Here is a 14808-nt window from a genome sequence, read left to right on the forward strand (position 1 = left end):
CTTCTAAGAAATGGCGCTAGAAGGGCCAGAAGATCGCAACGCGCTTCCGACCAACATGCCGACGAGTTCAGCTTGTCTGGAAACCCCCGTCTTGCCGAAGATTGATTTCAGTTGCTGCCTGATGGTGCCAACGGCAACTCCAGCCTCCGCCGCCATGCCGTCGACGGTCTTCCCGGCAGCAATCCCTCGCGCAACGTTTGCTTCCGCCGGCGTAAGATCGAACAATCCCTCAATGACTTGGGTGGGTGCAATCGCCTGCTGCGAGACCGTCGTGAGCACCAACACGCACGAGGCCGTTGCAAAGATATCGTTTGCCGCGCCTCGCACTGGGACGACATGCACGATGGAGGCTGGAGTATCCTCGGTCGCTGCTATCGGAATTGAACGCACCTGAGCAGCTGCTTGGCCTTCAACTTGTTGCAGCGCCAGCGCAAGCAGCCGATCCGCTCGCTTGTCGACGAGACTGATCCGCAATCTCCGATCCTGGATGACATGGGGGACTAGGTCGTCGAGGAGCTTATTTGCAGCCATGAGACGATGAGACGGCGAGAGCAGGGCGGCCGGCAAACCGATCAGGCCCAATACCTCGGCCGCAGCACGCGCGCGTTCGAGGCCTAGCCTGCCTGAGATCAGCGCGGCTCGGGCAAGATGAGCTCTCAATGGATCAAGTGCGGCGACTGCTTCGGCAGAAAACGGCCCTTGTTCAAAACGACGCTCCCAACTGAAGACAACAAGATCCTCGCTCGGCGCCCGGATGACAGTGCCCGCGCACCATCCTCCGCCCTTGCTGCGTAAGTACTGGTAAAACGGGTCCCGGTCCATTTCCTCTGGGGTGAACAGTTCATGATCGGAAATGAAGCCGCAATGGGTTCTTGCAAACGCTCGCTCGGTGCGCGGGTTGTGAGGCTCCATCACCCTCGCGGCGAATTCTGCAAACATGGGCCGCATGACCGATGAGCCAGCCCAGGCGTTGTACTGGGAATTGTGCGTGAACAGCAGACCACCAATAGAGTCGAACTGGCGCGCAACTCGGTCAAGAACGCCGTCCCAAAGCTCCGGTACGGCCGCAGCCTCGTAGACCTGATCGATCAGGTCTTCTGTCACTCGCAACATGTACGCCCGCGTCCCCTCATTCCCCAAAAGGGATATGACAACACGAATGTAACAAGCGCAATACGGTCAACAGAGTGTTCTGCGGTTATCAAAATGCGTTGCGCAGAGCGCCAACGGACCGTCGTTTTCTGTCGGCTCTATCGATTTGAAAGAACGTTCATGTTTGCTCTTGGTCTCGCAAGCGCGGCTATGAGCTTGGCGCTTGCCGGCTGTGTGAATCGCTTCCCGTCGAAGGTAGAACTCCTGGAGGCGTGCGCCGGGGGGGCGTTGATCCTCGGTCTGGCCCTGATTGGAGCGGCACTGCCCATATGCTAAGTCGGGCTCGGAGCGGAGTCGCCTCACAGGTTCAATGCATTCGTTCTCAAAGGTCCAGCGCTTCCGGTTTGCGCAAATCCGGGAGTGCGGCCAGATCGGTATTGGCGAAGGCGGCAAGCTCCGGCAGTCAAGGCGAAGGTGGCTTTGGCAGCCGTGGAGGGGGAGAAGACGTTGGCCGAGCTGGCGCAACTGTTTGATGTCCATCCGAACCAGATCACCACCTGGAAGACCCAACTCTTAGAAGGCGCCGGCGGAGCTTTGGGCAGGACAAAGGACCGGCGGAGGCGCCGGTCGATAACGATCTGCCGATCACCAGGCAGGCGGAGGTCAATTCCCGCCCAGCGAGCTTTTCACGGAAGCCGACAAGACCAGAGAACCAACTTTCTCAAACAAATGAATGAAGAGATGTGGCAGGGCGCCTTGGCGATTTTGCTAGCTCGCCGGCTCTTCTGAAATTACTGACTGAGATGAGGCATAAGCGCTTGAGACAAGCTTGTAGCAACAGCATGCCTTTTGCTCGAGCAGCGAGCGGTTATCGATCTGCAAGACGCCGCGCATCTTGCGAATTAATCCCAGCTCTTCGAATCGGATGAGAACCTCTGTGACCCCGGCGCGACGCAATCCCAAGACGGAGGAAAGATAGTCATGGGTAACCGGCAGCACATGGGCATCAGCTGCATCACTCGCCAAACATAGCCAGCTCGCGAGCCGCTGTTCGCGATCGTGCCGAACCCCGCACAATCCTGTCTGAACGCACTGAAATGTCAGCGCTTGAACGTACTCAAAGAGACGCTTTTGGATCTCAGGACGCTCCTTCATCACCCGACGCAAATCCTCGACACGGATTCTGTGCGCGTTTCCGGGAAATAGCACCACAGATTGATGCGACGAAAGATGTCCTCCCCACGAAAACGAAGCGCCGACCACGCCCCGATATCCAATCACCGCGGTTTCAAGCATGCTTCCCGCCGCGACTACCCTCAGCGAGACGAGGCCCGCCCCTATGAAATAGACGTGCTCGACTTGCTTGTTCGGCTCTTGCAGAGTCATATGTTTTTTCAGGACGATCGGCTCAAGGAACTCCCCCAGTGCCGCAAGGTCTTGCAGAGAAAGAGCCGCCAGAATCGCATTTTTGACAAAGGACTGCTTCTTAGGACGCGCCACAAAAGGCGGGTCGAGCATCTGCTGTTTGCCGGACACGCGCTTGAGAGCTGCATCTCTGGAACAGTCAGGCGCCTCGAGGACTGCGGGCATGCGGTCGGTCATGGTCCCTCTCCTGGCATGCGGTTTTTGGCGCCCCCGCCCGCTCATCCTAACGAAAAATTGATTGTAACTGTAACAATATGCTCATCTGAATTGATGCAGCCAACGCTGTTTTGACGCGCAAATCCTGCGTTAGAGCGTTTTACGTCGACGTCTTTCAACTGAATGGAGCATGCATCTGCTGGCACTCGCCTGGAGGGTCAGCGCCACATCGTCTCCTCTCAGCTATGGTAACCGATTTTAGCGGCAGGGGGCTGGCTCCGCCCTCGTCTCCATAGAGACGAGGGCGGGCCGTTAACATCATCTAGTGCAATTAGATTGCCTCCCCCTTTAAGTCGGGCGGCGCCATAGACTCACGGGAGTTCAGGTCTTCCGTGGGCTTTACGACTCGGATAGCTGCACAACCATTTCAGGCGCGCATTCTCTTGGTTACATCGCTCCAGTTCGCTGTGCTCGTCTGGCATTGCCGGTGCTTCGTGGAGAATCCGTCATGGGTTCCATGTAGAACTTGGTCGCCAAAGAATGCTCCGACGAAGACTGTACGTGAGGTACGAACATCGCGTCACACATCGAAGTGTGTCATCTCGGCTTCAGATTCGAACGTTTCGTACAAATGTTCCCGCGCGCGCCGTCGTCACGCCGAGCTGAAGCCTCCGTCCGTACACCAACATCGTGGACCCGGTGGATTGGAGACACCGAATCAAAGATTGCTTAATCTATCGCTGGGAGGCGTCTCAACAGGAACGGCAAAGCCAGATTTTACCCGATCCAATACGACCATCGTCTTGAAGCATTTGATGTCCGGGTTCTTATAGAAGAAGCACCTAGTGAACTGCTCATAATCTTCCATGGTTCGTGCGGTAACGTACAGGATAAAGTCAGCATCGCCAGTAACATAGAAACCGTTGACGACATCATCGGACGATTTGATGTCCTTCTTGAACCTATCGATGATATCCGAACGCTCCCGCTCCAATGTAACAAGCACAAGCATTTGGATAGGTCTTCCTACCGCCTTCGGCGAAACGATCGAGACATCCGCCTCGATGATGCCTTCCGAACGGAGCCTCTTTAGTCGCCGTTGACACGCGGTGGCAGAAAGCCCCGCCATTTCGCCGATCACCTCGGAAGTTAGACGGTTGTTCTGTTGCACGATCTTGAGGATGCGGGCGTCTGTTCGATCGTATTGCATAATCCCCTCCAGCCTTGAGGTGAATTTCACCGCCAATTTCCCTGCGTCGCGCGAAGGAAATTGTCCAAGGGCATGAAAAATATGAAGAAATTTCCCGCGTAGCATTCAGCGTGTCAAGCGGGGAAACTACTGGCCGCGCGCGTGGCTCTTCATCACCACGCCCCAACCTTCGGGCCGCTGCACCGCATTTTTCTGTTCCAGCTCGAACTGGTCCCTAGTGATGGACTTTGCACCGCGAAATAGTTCGAGCCTCGTCGCAGTCGTTCGGAATTCTCGAACTTTGGCGGTTCCATGAGTCCCACCTTGATCGCCGCCGCCCAGTGTCGGAGCTATGGCTACGAACCTTGAGGCGGTCGCGGCTATTCGAACCGCATTTCTGCTTCCAGTTCGAACTGGTTCCAGGTCTAGCGATAAGCGTTCGCGGCGCGCAGCCTTTCGATCCACCCAGCACTTGTGCAAACGCCGGGCGGCGGCGCGGAACTGGACTTCGTGCGCGGACGCCATGATCTGCACGGCGACGGTCACCTGTCGGGTATGTGGCCGCGGTCCGCTCCTAGATCGCGTTGGGTGCGCCGCAGCGTGCGCCATCAGCATAAAGTCCCGCACGATCGCAGGCGACGATCTTGGTTCCCCGGCCAGCACTACTTCGGCCAGCGCCGTCGTTCCATAGCGCCGGCCACGACGCCAAGCCCAATCGTCGATGCCGACGATGGTCGGGCAGCGAAGTCCGGCAAAGGGAGCACGGTGTCGCCGTTGACCGGCATGGCCAGTTTGCGCGCGAGGCGCAAGCCGGGCTCCGCCGACCGCAAAAGTCGATCGCCAATTGGCTTTCGCCAAGGCGGGTTGTGCGTCTTGCTTTCGACCGTACCGTAGCCGGTAGCCGCTTGGTGAATATCCGACGCTGGCATTGCGGATTCGCACATCGAAACCGTCGCGCCTGAAGACGGATTTCGAGGATTGGCTAAGCGTCGCACGTAGTGGCTGTGGACGTGACACACTTCGGGCACGCAACGGGCTGAGCGAGAGCGCTGACATAGGCCGAGCGATGAGCACCACCTCGTCGGACTGGGGAAGGAGCTGGACAATCGATAGCTCAGGGAAATCAGCGAGCGGAAGCTAGGGAGGTGCGTTAATCCCGCGCCTTCACCAAATATTCGGAAGCCCCTCCTGATCGCCGCCGCTCACGCGGCAGTTTCCCAACCAACACACCCAGCCGATCTCGCAAATCGCTTTCAGCTTCCAAATCTCCCGGTCGCTCAGCTCGAAATGGTACGGATCGCACTATTCGAGTTCGAGGAAGCGCGAAACCTACCGACGTGACACGATTGGAGCGCGCTTGCAAAGCACATACGCATTGCGCCCGTTCTGTACAAAAGGTACACGCCGGGAACGAACGCAATCCGTCAACCTAACCATGCGAGCGGCGGCGTAGTCGCCGCTGCGGAGCGGGCGTCCCAATGGGAGCACAGCCGTCCGAGGCCTTGCCATCTCGCCAACGTTTTGTGATGAAATGCGTGGACGCGTCGCTTTGTTGGCTAGGGAGAGTTCTATGACCGACGACATCTTGACGCGAGGTGCAGGCAACGCCGGGGGACAAACTGCGCGAGCAATCGCCGGGCTGCTGTTTGGTGACGAAGCCACAGTAGAATTTGCACGCGGTAGATTCGTGGTAAAAGGGGTGACTCGTGCAACGCGGTAGAGGCGGCCCGTCCGCCCCAATCAGCTACAACTTGCCAATGCATCCAAGCATACTGCCACCGACATGACGAGAGCGCGCCCCTTCAAAGAATTGATTGCCGTCGAACTGGCGCGCATCGAGGCTCAAATCGTGGAAACGCTGCACGAGCCGGAGCGCGAGCAGCTTAACCGCAAACTGCGTCGGCTCAGGACTGCATTCAACGTCGATAGCTGGGCTTGTCCGACTGACTTGAAATCTTCGAAGTAGGCGGCCGTCAGACCCCCTGGGCGCCAGACGGAAGCTAGCGAGTATGCGAACAATAGGGTGTCGACCTCTCGACAACTGCGTCTCGTCTTCAACGGCTATTTGGCGGACGTTTCGTTACGCGGTCAATACAGGGTTCGGCGTCGTGTAGGATTGCACGCATGCTCCTTAGACGATTTACAGGGTGTGCTAGGGGCGTACGGTGCTCGGCACCGCACCCATGCCAGTCTTGTCGACCAGAGTTTCCCAGACATCCTGGCTGAAGTGTTGGATGACGACTTCTTCCAGGACATTGAATATCACGCCTTCATGGTTCGCTCTCTGTCGGCGCATGAATACGGGCACCGGACGTTCGGCAACCAGCAGTATTCATCTACCATTCTCTTAACGCCATGCGCCCGTTTGGTTCAGCTGATGGCCAGTGCGCTACTCAACGTACGAAGTGTACCTTTCTTAGTCGGACACAGCTTTTAACACTGATTTGCACTTGCATTCAGAGCGAGCAGATTTCGTCTGTGCCGTACAAAGCTGCCGCAATATTATCGCAGTGATCGAACAGAGGACCAGCCCTGTACGCTGCGGACGAATCGATTGCTTTCATAGCCCCGCGGGTCTGCTAAAGTTAGTGTTGCCCTTTAGATCTGCCATCGCCTTCGCCTCGCGACGGCAGATGTTCAATGTCTTGTTTTCGGCCAGAGCACTCCCGCAACTAGAAGTCCGGCCGTCATTCGACAGTCGGACTATTTTTCATTGCGCCGAGGTCGGACTGCTGCACGCTCGACGCCTGATCGGCAGACTGCGTCCGTTGTCGTGGTCGAGGGCTTGGGAGGGCGATCTCGATCGTGATAAGGCCCGCCGGGTGCTCAACAGTGCCCGACATGCGACGGGACATGCGCGCCAAATCTTTGACGATCCAAACTCGTGGTGGTTGTGGTTCGGTCGATATTTTGCCAAATATAGAGGTGCGGTCGTTGAGAGGCACCGTGGCTCGCTCGACGTTAGGTAGTCGGCCGCGCCGGCGTTTGGGGCGCTTCCAGCGTACATGCGTTTGGATAGCATCTCCTCGATCTTCTTGGATTACCGTGGCTCTCACGACCAACCTGACGATCCACACGGAATTTAACGCGGTACTCATGGACAAACCCCTGACCTATCCGGCCAGGGCTTCCCGATTGAAGGACAAGTCATCAGAATGAACAGATCAGCAGCAAAGAAGATGAAACAGCGCAGTGCTGGCAGGCGCGACATTGAGTTGGGCCAGCGAATTCGCCTGCGGCGAGTGGAGCAGAAGATCTCCCAGGCCGAACTCGGCGACAAGCTCGGCGTCAGCTTCCAGCAGGTCCAGAAGTACGAGAAGGGCGTCAATCGCGTCGGCGCCTCCCGTCTTCAGCAGATCGCGAACGCGCTCGATGTGCCCGTTACCTTCTTCTACGACGCTGACAACAAGGCCCGCGAAGTCGACAGCCTCCTGTTCCTCGACAGCGCCTTCAGCCTGCGGTTGCTGCGTGCCTACAGCAAAATCAAGGACCAGACCGTCCAGCGCCAGCTGGTGTCGCTGATGGAATCGATCGCCGCCAACGAAGACTGAGCGGGCCGCGGCAGTCCGATCGCAGTTTCACGAACGCGATCGACAAATTCGAGCGGACCGGTCAGTAGCCGGTCCGCCGCCTTGCTCGCGGCTCATACTCAGGACAAACTTGGCTCGTTCGATCGCGCGCCTTGAGAGAAAAGCCATCCAAGCGACCAGAGATGGTTTTGGGCATTTCTTGGATCCTCGCGAACTCCATTTAGTCTGTCTTGCTGGCGCACTGCGTCACGGCCAGCTAATCCTCGAGTGGTCCTGCGGCCCGCGAGCTCTTAGCGATTGCTGTTTCGACCGATCCCAAGCCTTCGGGAGGACGCGTCGGCCGGATATGGCTCCGGCCGTGCCGCCGTTCTTCCTTTCGAGCTCCGAGATCTGGTCCCAGTCTGGAGAATCGTCAAGGCCAGTTATTCACGCTCCGAGCGACAGAAGCGACGGCCGCCGATCCCGGCGCACGCGGAATCTCAGACATGCTTACGCTCGACGGAACGCACCGCGACATCGGCCATTCGCTTTCGGTAGCGAATCTCTGACGATTGCTGCGAGCACAACGGCAACGGCTCCAACAGACACGATTCCAATCAATTCGAACATCTCGATTACTCCTATGCAATGCTCGGAGTGAACATCGCCTGCTCTAATAGACCCACCTAGTCGGCAGATCGATCGTAGCCGCGTGCTTCCGATAAAGCGCCGTCCACCCAAAACCAGCACCGTCGCGTTCAATGATGACAATCTGAAGTGTTGGCTGCGCTCGTACGCCCAAAGCTCGTATCCGAGCAGACAGGGCCCCATCTTCCGCGCGGCCACATAGCAACGGAACGCATTTTCCGCCCGTCCCATTTGGGATCCCAAAAGATATAGTAGAGGTGACTGAGCGCTTACGACGAACGGGGGCTATTTCAGTGAGTGGGAGGGGGCGGACGGGTGGCTCCGGCGCCCTACTCGGAGTCAGCATCGGCGCATAGTCGTAACCAGCATGAGCCGCGGGCATGACCGGCGGGATCAGAAGGTTCAACCGGACGGGAGGTGCCGTCGCGGAGTTGGTTGGAAATGAGGGTGCCGTAGTCTCCGGGGTGATCCATCCGACGTTAGCGCGTCGGACTGGAGACCACGCCATGACGAGCATTACCACGAAGCCCGATTCTGCGCAGCCTGCAGCCGAGATGGCTGTTGATCTTTTCGACAGCTGGTTTGATCCGCTCGAGACCGAGCTGCGGGCTCGGGCGCGCGGGTTCATCGAAGAGCTGATCCGCGGCGAGCTCGACGCCGTGCTGGCCCGGCCGCGTTACGGGCGAAGCCAGGTGGCTTGCGATGAAGGGCGAGCGGGTGTTGGAGGCCACCGCCACGGCAGTCAGAAGCGGACGCGGACCGGGACCTTCGGGCCGGTCGAGATCGCAGTGCCGCGCGCCCGACTGGACGCCGCCGGACGATGGGATTCATGCAGAGCGCATGCGGCTGCCGAATATTGCGCGTTCGATCTTGGTCCGCAACATCGGTTGGATCACTCAGGCGGCCAAAGTCGTTGTCGATTGGGGGCAGACGAGGAGATTGACAGAGGTTGCCCAAGCGATCCGCGGGGCACAATAATCTATCTGCCAGAGCGATGAATGAGAGAACGAACTGTTAATTCGAGGGACGCCGACAGCAGATCGTACAGTGTACAGTTTTCGCATGATCCAGCGGTGCTCGGCGCAGGCCCTCATGTTGCCATGTACCGATGCAACTGGTGAGTCGCATGGAGAGATTATTATGGCAAAGCCCCCTGGAATCGTCCTCACGCCGTTCTTCCGCCCTCGCGATGAAGGCGCTGAGGAGCAACACATGTACGTGGCGGGATTCGTCGATGAGGACGGCGTGGCGTGGGGTACAATCCAATTGGAGGCGGAGTTGGTCGAGCAAGCCGTTATGGAACATCAGGCGTTCGAGGTCTGGTGCGACTCGGACGGCTGCATCCAGCCGCAGCCCGCTAGCGAGGAGCTATTTGAACACCTCCTCCGGGAAGGGCAGTTGAAGAAGAGGCCCCTCGACGAACTCGTCGCCGAGGCTATCGAACTGGACAAGAATGAACCCAATGATGAGGTTCTCGACATGTTCGAGACTTTGCATGAACGGCTGCTGCGCGCCACGAGCGTAGTCGCTGACGAGATCGCGCGGCGGAGACGATGAAGGAAATCTCGGTGCAAGTGTGCGCGGGATGATCAACTCGCGCGGCAGCGACACGCCTTGGCCGGCCACTATGAGAAGACTCGAGCAGGCGCCGCGCGGCATAGGCCAATCTGTTCATAGACATGAACCGCTGCATGGGTCCTCGGCTTCTACGTAGCTGAAACTGCAGTCGCGATCGGACAACGCCAAGCGCGACCAGACGAGTGTCACCACCCATGCTCCGTCGCTTTTTGAAGCGACGCGCCCAACGTTGTACGAAATGCGCCCCGACCTCGGAATCGTGGAGATTAGACCGGCAGCTCCCAGCGCCTGGCGCACCTTCTTACGAAACCAATTATTGTGAGCTTGGCTGTGGCTCCTGAGTTCCAGTGCAAGCACCCCATCGTTGGCCGTGCATGACAGCAGAATCCTCGCCGGACTTGACACCACCTTCCGAAATCGTCGCATCGGCGCAGCAGCGGCGCACGTAGCGAATCGTCCATAGGACAAAATGTTTGCGCCCTTCGCGACGCAAACTATGGATCAAGTGCTCATGAGCGGTTCGCGATGTGAGTTTTCTTATTTTTCGGGCGCGCTTGACTTGGCGTGCACACGGTTCGACCATTTTGCTGACGCTCCAAAGTTTTGGAAGGACGGTGAGATGGGTGTTGCACTGGAGACATCGGTTGCGGAACCAACAAGGTCACATCAGAATCTCAGCGTCCGCCGTTACAAGCCGCTGATCGGAGCTGTGATCGAGAATGTCGATCTGACGCAGTCACTCAGCGATCGCAACAAGCAGGATCTGAACCGTGCATTGATCGAGCATGGCGTGATCTTTATCCGCAATCAGGCGCTGAGCTCAGCGCAGCATGTCGGACTCGCCCGCATCTTCGGTAAGCCCGTCCGCAAGAACGTCTATCTGCCCTCGGTGAATGAATTTCCTGAGGTCGAGGTCATCGCCCACGATGAGCACACGAAATCGGGCGGGACCGACAATTGGCACGTCGATGTCTCCTGGCAGCGCGAACCGCCCAAGGCGACGGTGCTGCACATCAAACAGGTTCCTGCCGGCGGCGGCGGAGATACGATCTGGGCCTCTTCGTCCGCGGCCTATGATCTGCTTGATCCCGATCTTGCCCGATATTTCGAGAAACTGACAGCGGTCAACACCTTCCTGGCCTCGCCGAAGAAGGCTGCTCTGTCGGATCTTCTCTCGGGCTATGCGGCAGGTGGCCACGAGACGGCCGAAGAAGGGCGGGCGCGCGTCAATGAGGCCAGCGTAAAGTTTCCGCCGATCGAGGTTCCCGTCGTCAAGACGCATCCGGAAACCGGTCGCAAGCTGATCTTCGTCAACGAGGCGCACACCAGCCATCTGCTCGGAGTGTCCAAGACCGCGAGCCAGAGCCTGCTGAACTACCTCTACGACCTGATCAAGACGCCCGAACTGCAGGCCCGTTTCGAGTGGCAGGAGGGCGACGTCGCCATCTGGGACAACAGGCAGGTCCAGCATTACGCGGTTCGTGACTATGGCACGGCTCCCCGTCGCATTCATCGCGTCACGCTGGAATATGACGGCGTGTTCTAGCCGACGGCCGTGAGAGCTGCAGCGCGCACTGCGAGCGCAGTCGCGCGTCGGTCGATTTCCAAGTTTCCGGAGCGCTGTTTCAATGAATTCGTTAGCTTACAACCCTGCGACGTCAGTCGGCGTGCGGATGCAGCGCATACGGACCGTCGGCCTCGGGGCGGGTTTCGCCGCCGTCCTCTGCGGCGCGACCGCGCCGGCGCACACAGCCGAATACGACAAGCGCGGCGGCATCATCCGCTACGGTCATTATCAGGAGCCGGGCTGTCTTTATGCCGGCTGGGTGCAGGCCGGCTACATCCAGCGCCAATATGCCGATAATCTGGTGGCGCGCACCCACGATGGTCGTATCGTGCCGTGGCTCGCGACGGATTGGGCGATCTCTGAGGACAATCTCACCTATGTCTTCAAGATCAAGCCCGGTGTGACTTTTCATGACGGCACCGTTCTTGACGCAAGGGCGGTCGTTTACAATTTCGAGCGGTGGCTCTCAAATGATCCGGACAAAGTCAACCGCAACGGCAAGCTCTATATCGGCGAGTATATCCGCGCCGTCACCGCGCCAGAGCCTCTCACATTGAAGATCGAACTCAGCCGGCCGTATCAGCCGTTCCTGACGGTGCTGTCGACCTACTTCTTCGGCATCTTGTCACCCACCGCGCTGGAGCGCGGGCCGCAGGAGTTGTGTGAAAAGCCGGTCGGTTCGGGCCCGTTCTATGTCGAGGCTTGGAACCACGGCCAGAACGTGATCCTCAAGCGCAATCCGAACTACAATTCCGCGCCCGCCACAGCGAAGCATCAGGGGCCGGCTTATGTCGACGGCATCGTCTGGAAATTCCTGAAGGACAACACCGTCCGCTATGGTTCGCTGGTCAGCGGCGAATCCGACGCAATTTACGACGTTCCGGCGGTTGATTGGGATGATGCCAAGAAGCGCTTCAACGTGATCCAGGACATTACCGGCGGTACGCCGACGCGGCTCCAGCTCAATACCGCGCGTCCGCCCTTCGACGATGTGCGCGTGCGGCGCGCCTTTGCCTACGTCTCGGAGCGTCGCAAGGCGGTCGATGTGGCCTTTCAGGGCTCGATTCCGTTCAACGGCAACGGCGCGCTCAGCATCAGTACGCCGGAGCATCTCAAGGACCTCGAGGGCTCCTATTCGTATGACCCAGAGACCGCCAATCGCCTGCTCGACGAAGCCGGCTGGACGGAGCGCACCCGCGACGGTATCCGCACCAAGAACGGCAAACGGCTGACGGTGCGTTTGCTCTATGCCGGCGGCTCGCTGATCTCGAGCGACGGGATTGTGGTGCTGCAGATCCTGCAGGATCAGGCACGAGCTGCCGGCTTTGATGTCGTGCTGAAGCCAATCCCGCAGGCCGACTGGTTTGCCGGCAAAGGGCGGGGAATAGACGACTACGAGGCGCAGCCGGCCTATTGGGTGGCGTCCTCGGCCGAGATCCTCAAGATCTCCTGGCGGCCGGACCAGGATGGGGTCATCAACGCCAATAATGCGTCGCGCTTCCAGCCCCCGGACCTGTGGAAGCTGGTCGAGGAGGCCGATCGGACCTTTGATGACAAAGCGCGCCTCCCGCTTTACGAGGCTGCCCAACGCATCATCGTCGACAATGCCGCGGTGGTAGGGCTGTTTCCGCTGACAGTGTCGATCGCGAGCCAACCGAAGCTGAAGGACGTCTGGATTTCGAGCCCGGTCAGCGAGCCCGTGTTCTATGATGCGTATTTCGAGAAATGAGCGCGACCTTCCACGGACGCCGGGCGAGCATCGGTAGCGCCGGGTGGAGCAAATTAAGCCAAGTGGTGCGACGCTTGATCGGCGCCATCGCCGTCTTTTGGGCGGTGGCGAGCTTCACGTTCTGCATTCAGGCGCTGCTGCCTGGTGACCGCGCTGAGCTTATTCTCAACGTGGCGGCGGGGACCTTCACCCAGCCGACGGCGGCCGAGCTCGCGAAAGTCAATGCGAAGTATGGCTTCGATGCGCCAGTAGCCGTGCAATATCTTCGCTATCTCGCCGGCCTGGCGCAGGGCGATCTCGGTGAGTCCTATCAGACGCATCGGCCGGTCCTGTCGATCATCATCGAGCAGGTCCCACCGACGATCGAGCTCACGCTGTCGGCACTTGCCCTGGCCTGGATGATCGCAATCCTTCTGACGGTACCGACCGCCGGCCGGCGCGATCCGTTCTCGCGCGCAGTTGCGTCCTTTCAGGTCGCGGCCGCCGTGTCGCCTCCCTATTGGATCGGCACGATCCTGCTTGTGGTGTTTGCCCTGAAGCTGCGGCTACTCCCGGTCGAGAGCGGCACCGGACCGGTAGGCCTCGTGTTGCCGGCGCTTGCACTCGCGATCCCGCTTTCCGGCTTCACCGGACAGATCATCCGGGAGGAGTTTTCGCGTGTGCTCGACCAACCATTCGTGACCTCGGCCAGAATGCGCGGCATGAGCGATCTCGGCGTCAGATTGTTTCACGTGCTGCGCCATGCTGTTCTGCCGGGCATTACTTTGTCGGGCTGGGCGCTCGGCGCACTGTTCTCGGGAGCGGCGGTGATCGAGACCGTGTTTGCGAGGTCAGGTCTGGGTGGACTATTGGTGTCGGCCACCTCCGCCCGGGATGTGCCGCTCGTCACCGGGATCATCGTCGCGTCGGCCGGCATGTACATCCTCGCCAATCAGCTCGTCGATCTCGCCTATCCCATCATCGATCCGCGGCTGAAGGCGACATGACCAGCACGAGTGATTTGATCTCCGATCGCGCTTTCCTGCCTTCCCAGCTTTGGCGTAGCATTGGCAGCGTCGCCGTGTTCGCCCGCAGCGTGCCTGTCAGCGTCTATCTGGCGGCCGCGATCATCTTCCTCTATGTGCTCGCATCGTTAGCGCCGAGCCTGCTTCAGACGCATGCGCCGTTCCGCACCGATCTTGGCGCCACGTTGCAGCCGCCGTCTTTCGGTCATCTATTCGGCACCGACCAATCGGGGCGCGATCTCTATTCGCGCGTGATCGAAGGTACACGGCAGTCACTCGCGATTGGCGTCGGCGCCACGACCCTCAGTATGACGCTCGCCCTGATCTTCGGCGTCTCGGCAGGGCTCGCCGGCGGTGCCGTGGATGGCGCAATCAGCCGCTTCCTCGAAGTGCTCTTCGCCTTTCCCAATCTTTTTCTCGGACTGCTGCTGATCACGGTGTTCGAGGCGACGACAACGACGCTCATCATTGCTGTTGGCGTCGGCACCGCACCCGGCTATGCACGCATGATCCGCGGCCAGTTCTTGACCGTGAAGCACGCAGGCTACGTCGAAGCAGCGCGTGCGCTTGGCCACTCCTACTGGCGCATCGTGCGGCGGCACATCTTTCCGAATGCCATGCGGCCGCTGGTCGCGATGATCACGCTCGGCCTCGGGCAGGCGATCGTGTGGGCCTCGAGCCTCGCTTTTCTCGGGCTCGGCGTTGCGCCTCCGTCGCCAGAATGGGGCGCGCTGCTCGATGCGGGCCGTCAATATGTGACGCGCGCCTGGTGGCTCGAAGTCATGCCGGGACTCGCGATCATCGCTTTCGCGCTGTCGGTCACGGCGATCGGCCGCCATCTGCAGCAGCGGCTCGAGGGACGGGCGAGGGCCCTGTGACCGCGATCCGTGCGCTGGAAACGCCGAGTGGAG

At 59.4% G+C, this 14808-nt stretch carries 10 protein-coding genes and 2 pseudogenes; 9 read left to right on the plus strand and 3 right to left on the minus strand.

Annotated elements, in window-relative coordinates; all coding sequences use genetic code 11:
- Positions 1-3 precede the first annotated feature (3 nt).
- Complete coding sequence (locus ACVIGB_RS00795) at positions 4-1113, minus strand: helix-turn-helix transcriptional regulator (RefSeq protein ID WP_456717548.1); 1110 nt, start codon at positions 1111-1113, stop codon at positions 4-6.
- Between the two features lie 399 nt (positions 1114-1512).
- Here ACVIGB_RS00795 and ACVIGB_RS00800 point away from each other — a divergent pair.
- A pseudogene (locus ACVIGB_RS00800) lies at positions 1513-1683 on the plus strand (transposase); the annotation flags it as partial.
- Between the two features lie 177 nt (positions 1684-1860).
- Here ACVIGB_RS00800 and ACVIGB_RS00805 read toward each other — a convergent pair.
- Positions 1861-2694, minus strand: coding sequence for a Crp/Fnr family transcriptional regulator (locus ACVIGB_RS00805; RefSeq protein ID WP_456749070.1), 834 nt, complete (start codon positions 2692-2694; stop codon positions 1861-1863).
- Positions 2695-3391: 697 nt separating this feature from the next.
- Positions 3392-3883: an Lrp/AsnC family transcriptional regulator gene (locus tag ACVIGB_RS00810; protein ID WP_456718246.1), complete on the minus strand. Its 492-nt coding sequence runs from the start codon at positions 3881-3883 to the stop codon at positions 3392-3394.
- A 1762-nt stretch (positions 3884-5645) separates the two neighbouring features.
- Between ACVIGB_RS00810 and ACVIGB_RS00815 the strand changes: the two genes are divergently transcribed.
- The 8 genes and pseudogenes from ACVIGB_RS00815 (at position 5646) to ACVIGB_RS00850 (ending at position 14775) form a co-directional block, all read left to right on the plus strand.
- Positions 5646-5828 (plus strand): hypothetical protein, encoded by a 183-nt coding sequence (locus ACVIGB_RS00815; RefSeq protein ID WP_456717546.1) that lies wholly within the window; start codon positions 5646-5648, stop codon positions 5826-5828.
- Between the two features lie 1189 nt (positions 5829-7017).
- Positions 7018-7413 carry a helix-turn-helix domain-containing protein gene (locus ACVIGB_RS00820; protein ID WP_456717545.1) on the plus strand — a complete coding sequence of 132 codons (396 nt, stop codon included), beginning with the start codon at positions 7018-7020 and terminating at the stop codon, positions 7411-7413.
- A gap of 1112 nt (positions 7414-8525) precedes the next feature.
- Positions 8526-8825, plus strand: a pseudogene (locus ACVIGB_RS00825) (IS256 family transposase); the annotation flags it as partial.
- Between the two features lie 334 nt (positions 8826-9159).
- On the plus strand, positions 9160-9576 hold the full coding sequence (locus ACVIGB_RS00830) for a hypothetical protein (RefSeq protein ID WP_456717544.1): 417 nt from the start codon (positions 9160-9162) through the stop codon (positions 9574-9576).
- A 640-nt stretch (positions 9577-10216) separates the two neighbouring features.
- On the plus strand, positions 10217-11143 hold the full coding sequence (locus tag ACVIGB_RS00835; RefSeq protein ID WP_456717543.1) for a TauD/TfdA dioxygenase family protein: 927 nt from the start codon (positions 10217-10219) through the stop codon (positions 11141-11143).
- A gap of 82 nt (positions 11144-11225) precedes the next feature.
- Positions 11226-12893: an ABC transporter substrate-binding protein gene (locus tag ACVIGB_RS00840; protein WP_456717542.1), complete on the plus strand. Its 1668-nt coding sequence runs from the start codon at positions 11226-11228 to the stop codon at positions 12891-12893.
- Positions 12890-13879: an ABC transporter permease gene (locus ACVIGB_RS00845; RefSeq protein WP_456717541.1), complete on the plus strand. Its 990-nt coding sequence runs from the start codon at positions 12890-12892 to the stop codon at positions 13877-13879. The genes ACVIGB_RS00840 and ACVIGB_RS00845 overlap by 4 nt, the downstream gene beginning before the upstream one ends.
- Entirely contained in the window at positions 13876-14775 is a 900-nt protein-coding gene (locus ACVIGB_RS00850; protein WP_456717540.1) for an ABC transporter permease, read from the plus strand. Before ACVIGB_RS00845 ends, ACVIGB_RS00850 begins: the two co-directional genes overlap by 4 nt.
- Positions 14776-14808: the final 33 nt, after the last annotated feature.

It is taken from the genome of Bradyrhizobium sp. USDA 4341 (genome assembly GCF_054063755.1).

What these genes read in the sequence shown, in the direction of transcription:
- ACVIGB_RS00795 (WP_456717548.1), bottom strand. Translation starts at nt 1,113, where the DNA reads ATGTTGCGAGTGACAGAAGACCTGATCGATCAGGTCTACGAGGCTGCG.
- ACVIGB_RS00805 (WP_456749070.1), bottom strand. Translation starts at nt 2,694, where the DNA reads ATGACCGACCGCATGCCCGCAGTCCTCGAGGCGCCTGACTGTTCCAGA.
- ACVIGB_RS00810 (WP_456718246.1), bottom strand. Translation starts at nt 3,883, where the DNA reads ATGCAATACGATCGAACAGACGCCCGCATCCTCAAGATCGTGCAACAG.
- ACVIGB_RS00815 (WP_456717546.1), top strand. Translation starts at nt 5,646, where the DNA reads ATGACGAGAGCGCGCCCCTTCAAAGAATTGATTGCCGTCGAACTGGCG.
- ACVIGB_RS00820 (WP_456717545.1), top strand. Translation starts at nt 7,018, where the DNA reads ATGAACAGATCAGCAGCAAAGAAGATGAAACAGCGCAGTGCTGGCAGG.
- ACVIGB_RS00830 (WP_456717544.1), top strand. Translation starts at nt 9,160, where the DNA reads ATGGCAAAGCCCCCTGGAATCGTCCTCACGCCGTTCTTCCGCCCTCGC.
- ACVIGB_RS00835 (WP_456717543.1), top strand. Translation starts at nt 10,217, where the DNA reads ATGGGTGTTGCACTGGAGACATCGGTTGCGGAACCAACAAGGTCACAT.
- ACVIGB_RS00840 (WP_456717542.1), top strand. Translation starts at nt 11,226, where the DNA reads ATGAATTCGTTAGCTTACAACCCTGCGACGTCAGTCGGCGTGCGGATG.
- ACVIGB_RS00845 (WP_456717541.1), top strand. Translation starts at nt 12,890, where the DNA reads ATGAGCGCGACCTTCCACGGACGCCGGGCGAGCATCGGTAGCGCCGGG.
- ACVIGB_RS00850 (WP_456717540.1), top strand. Translation starts at nt 13,876, where the DNA reads ATGACCAGCACGAGTGATTTGATCTCCGATCGCGCTTTCCTGCCTTCC.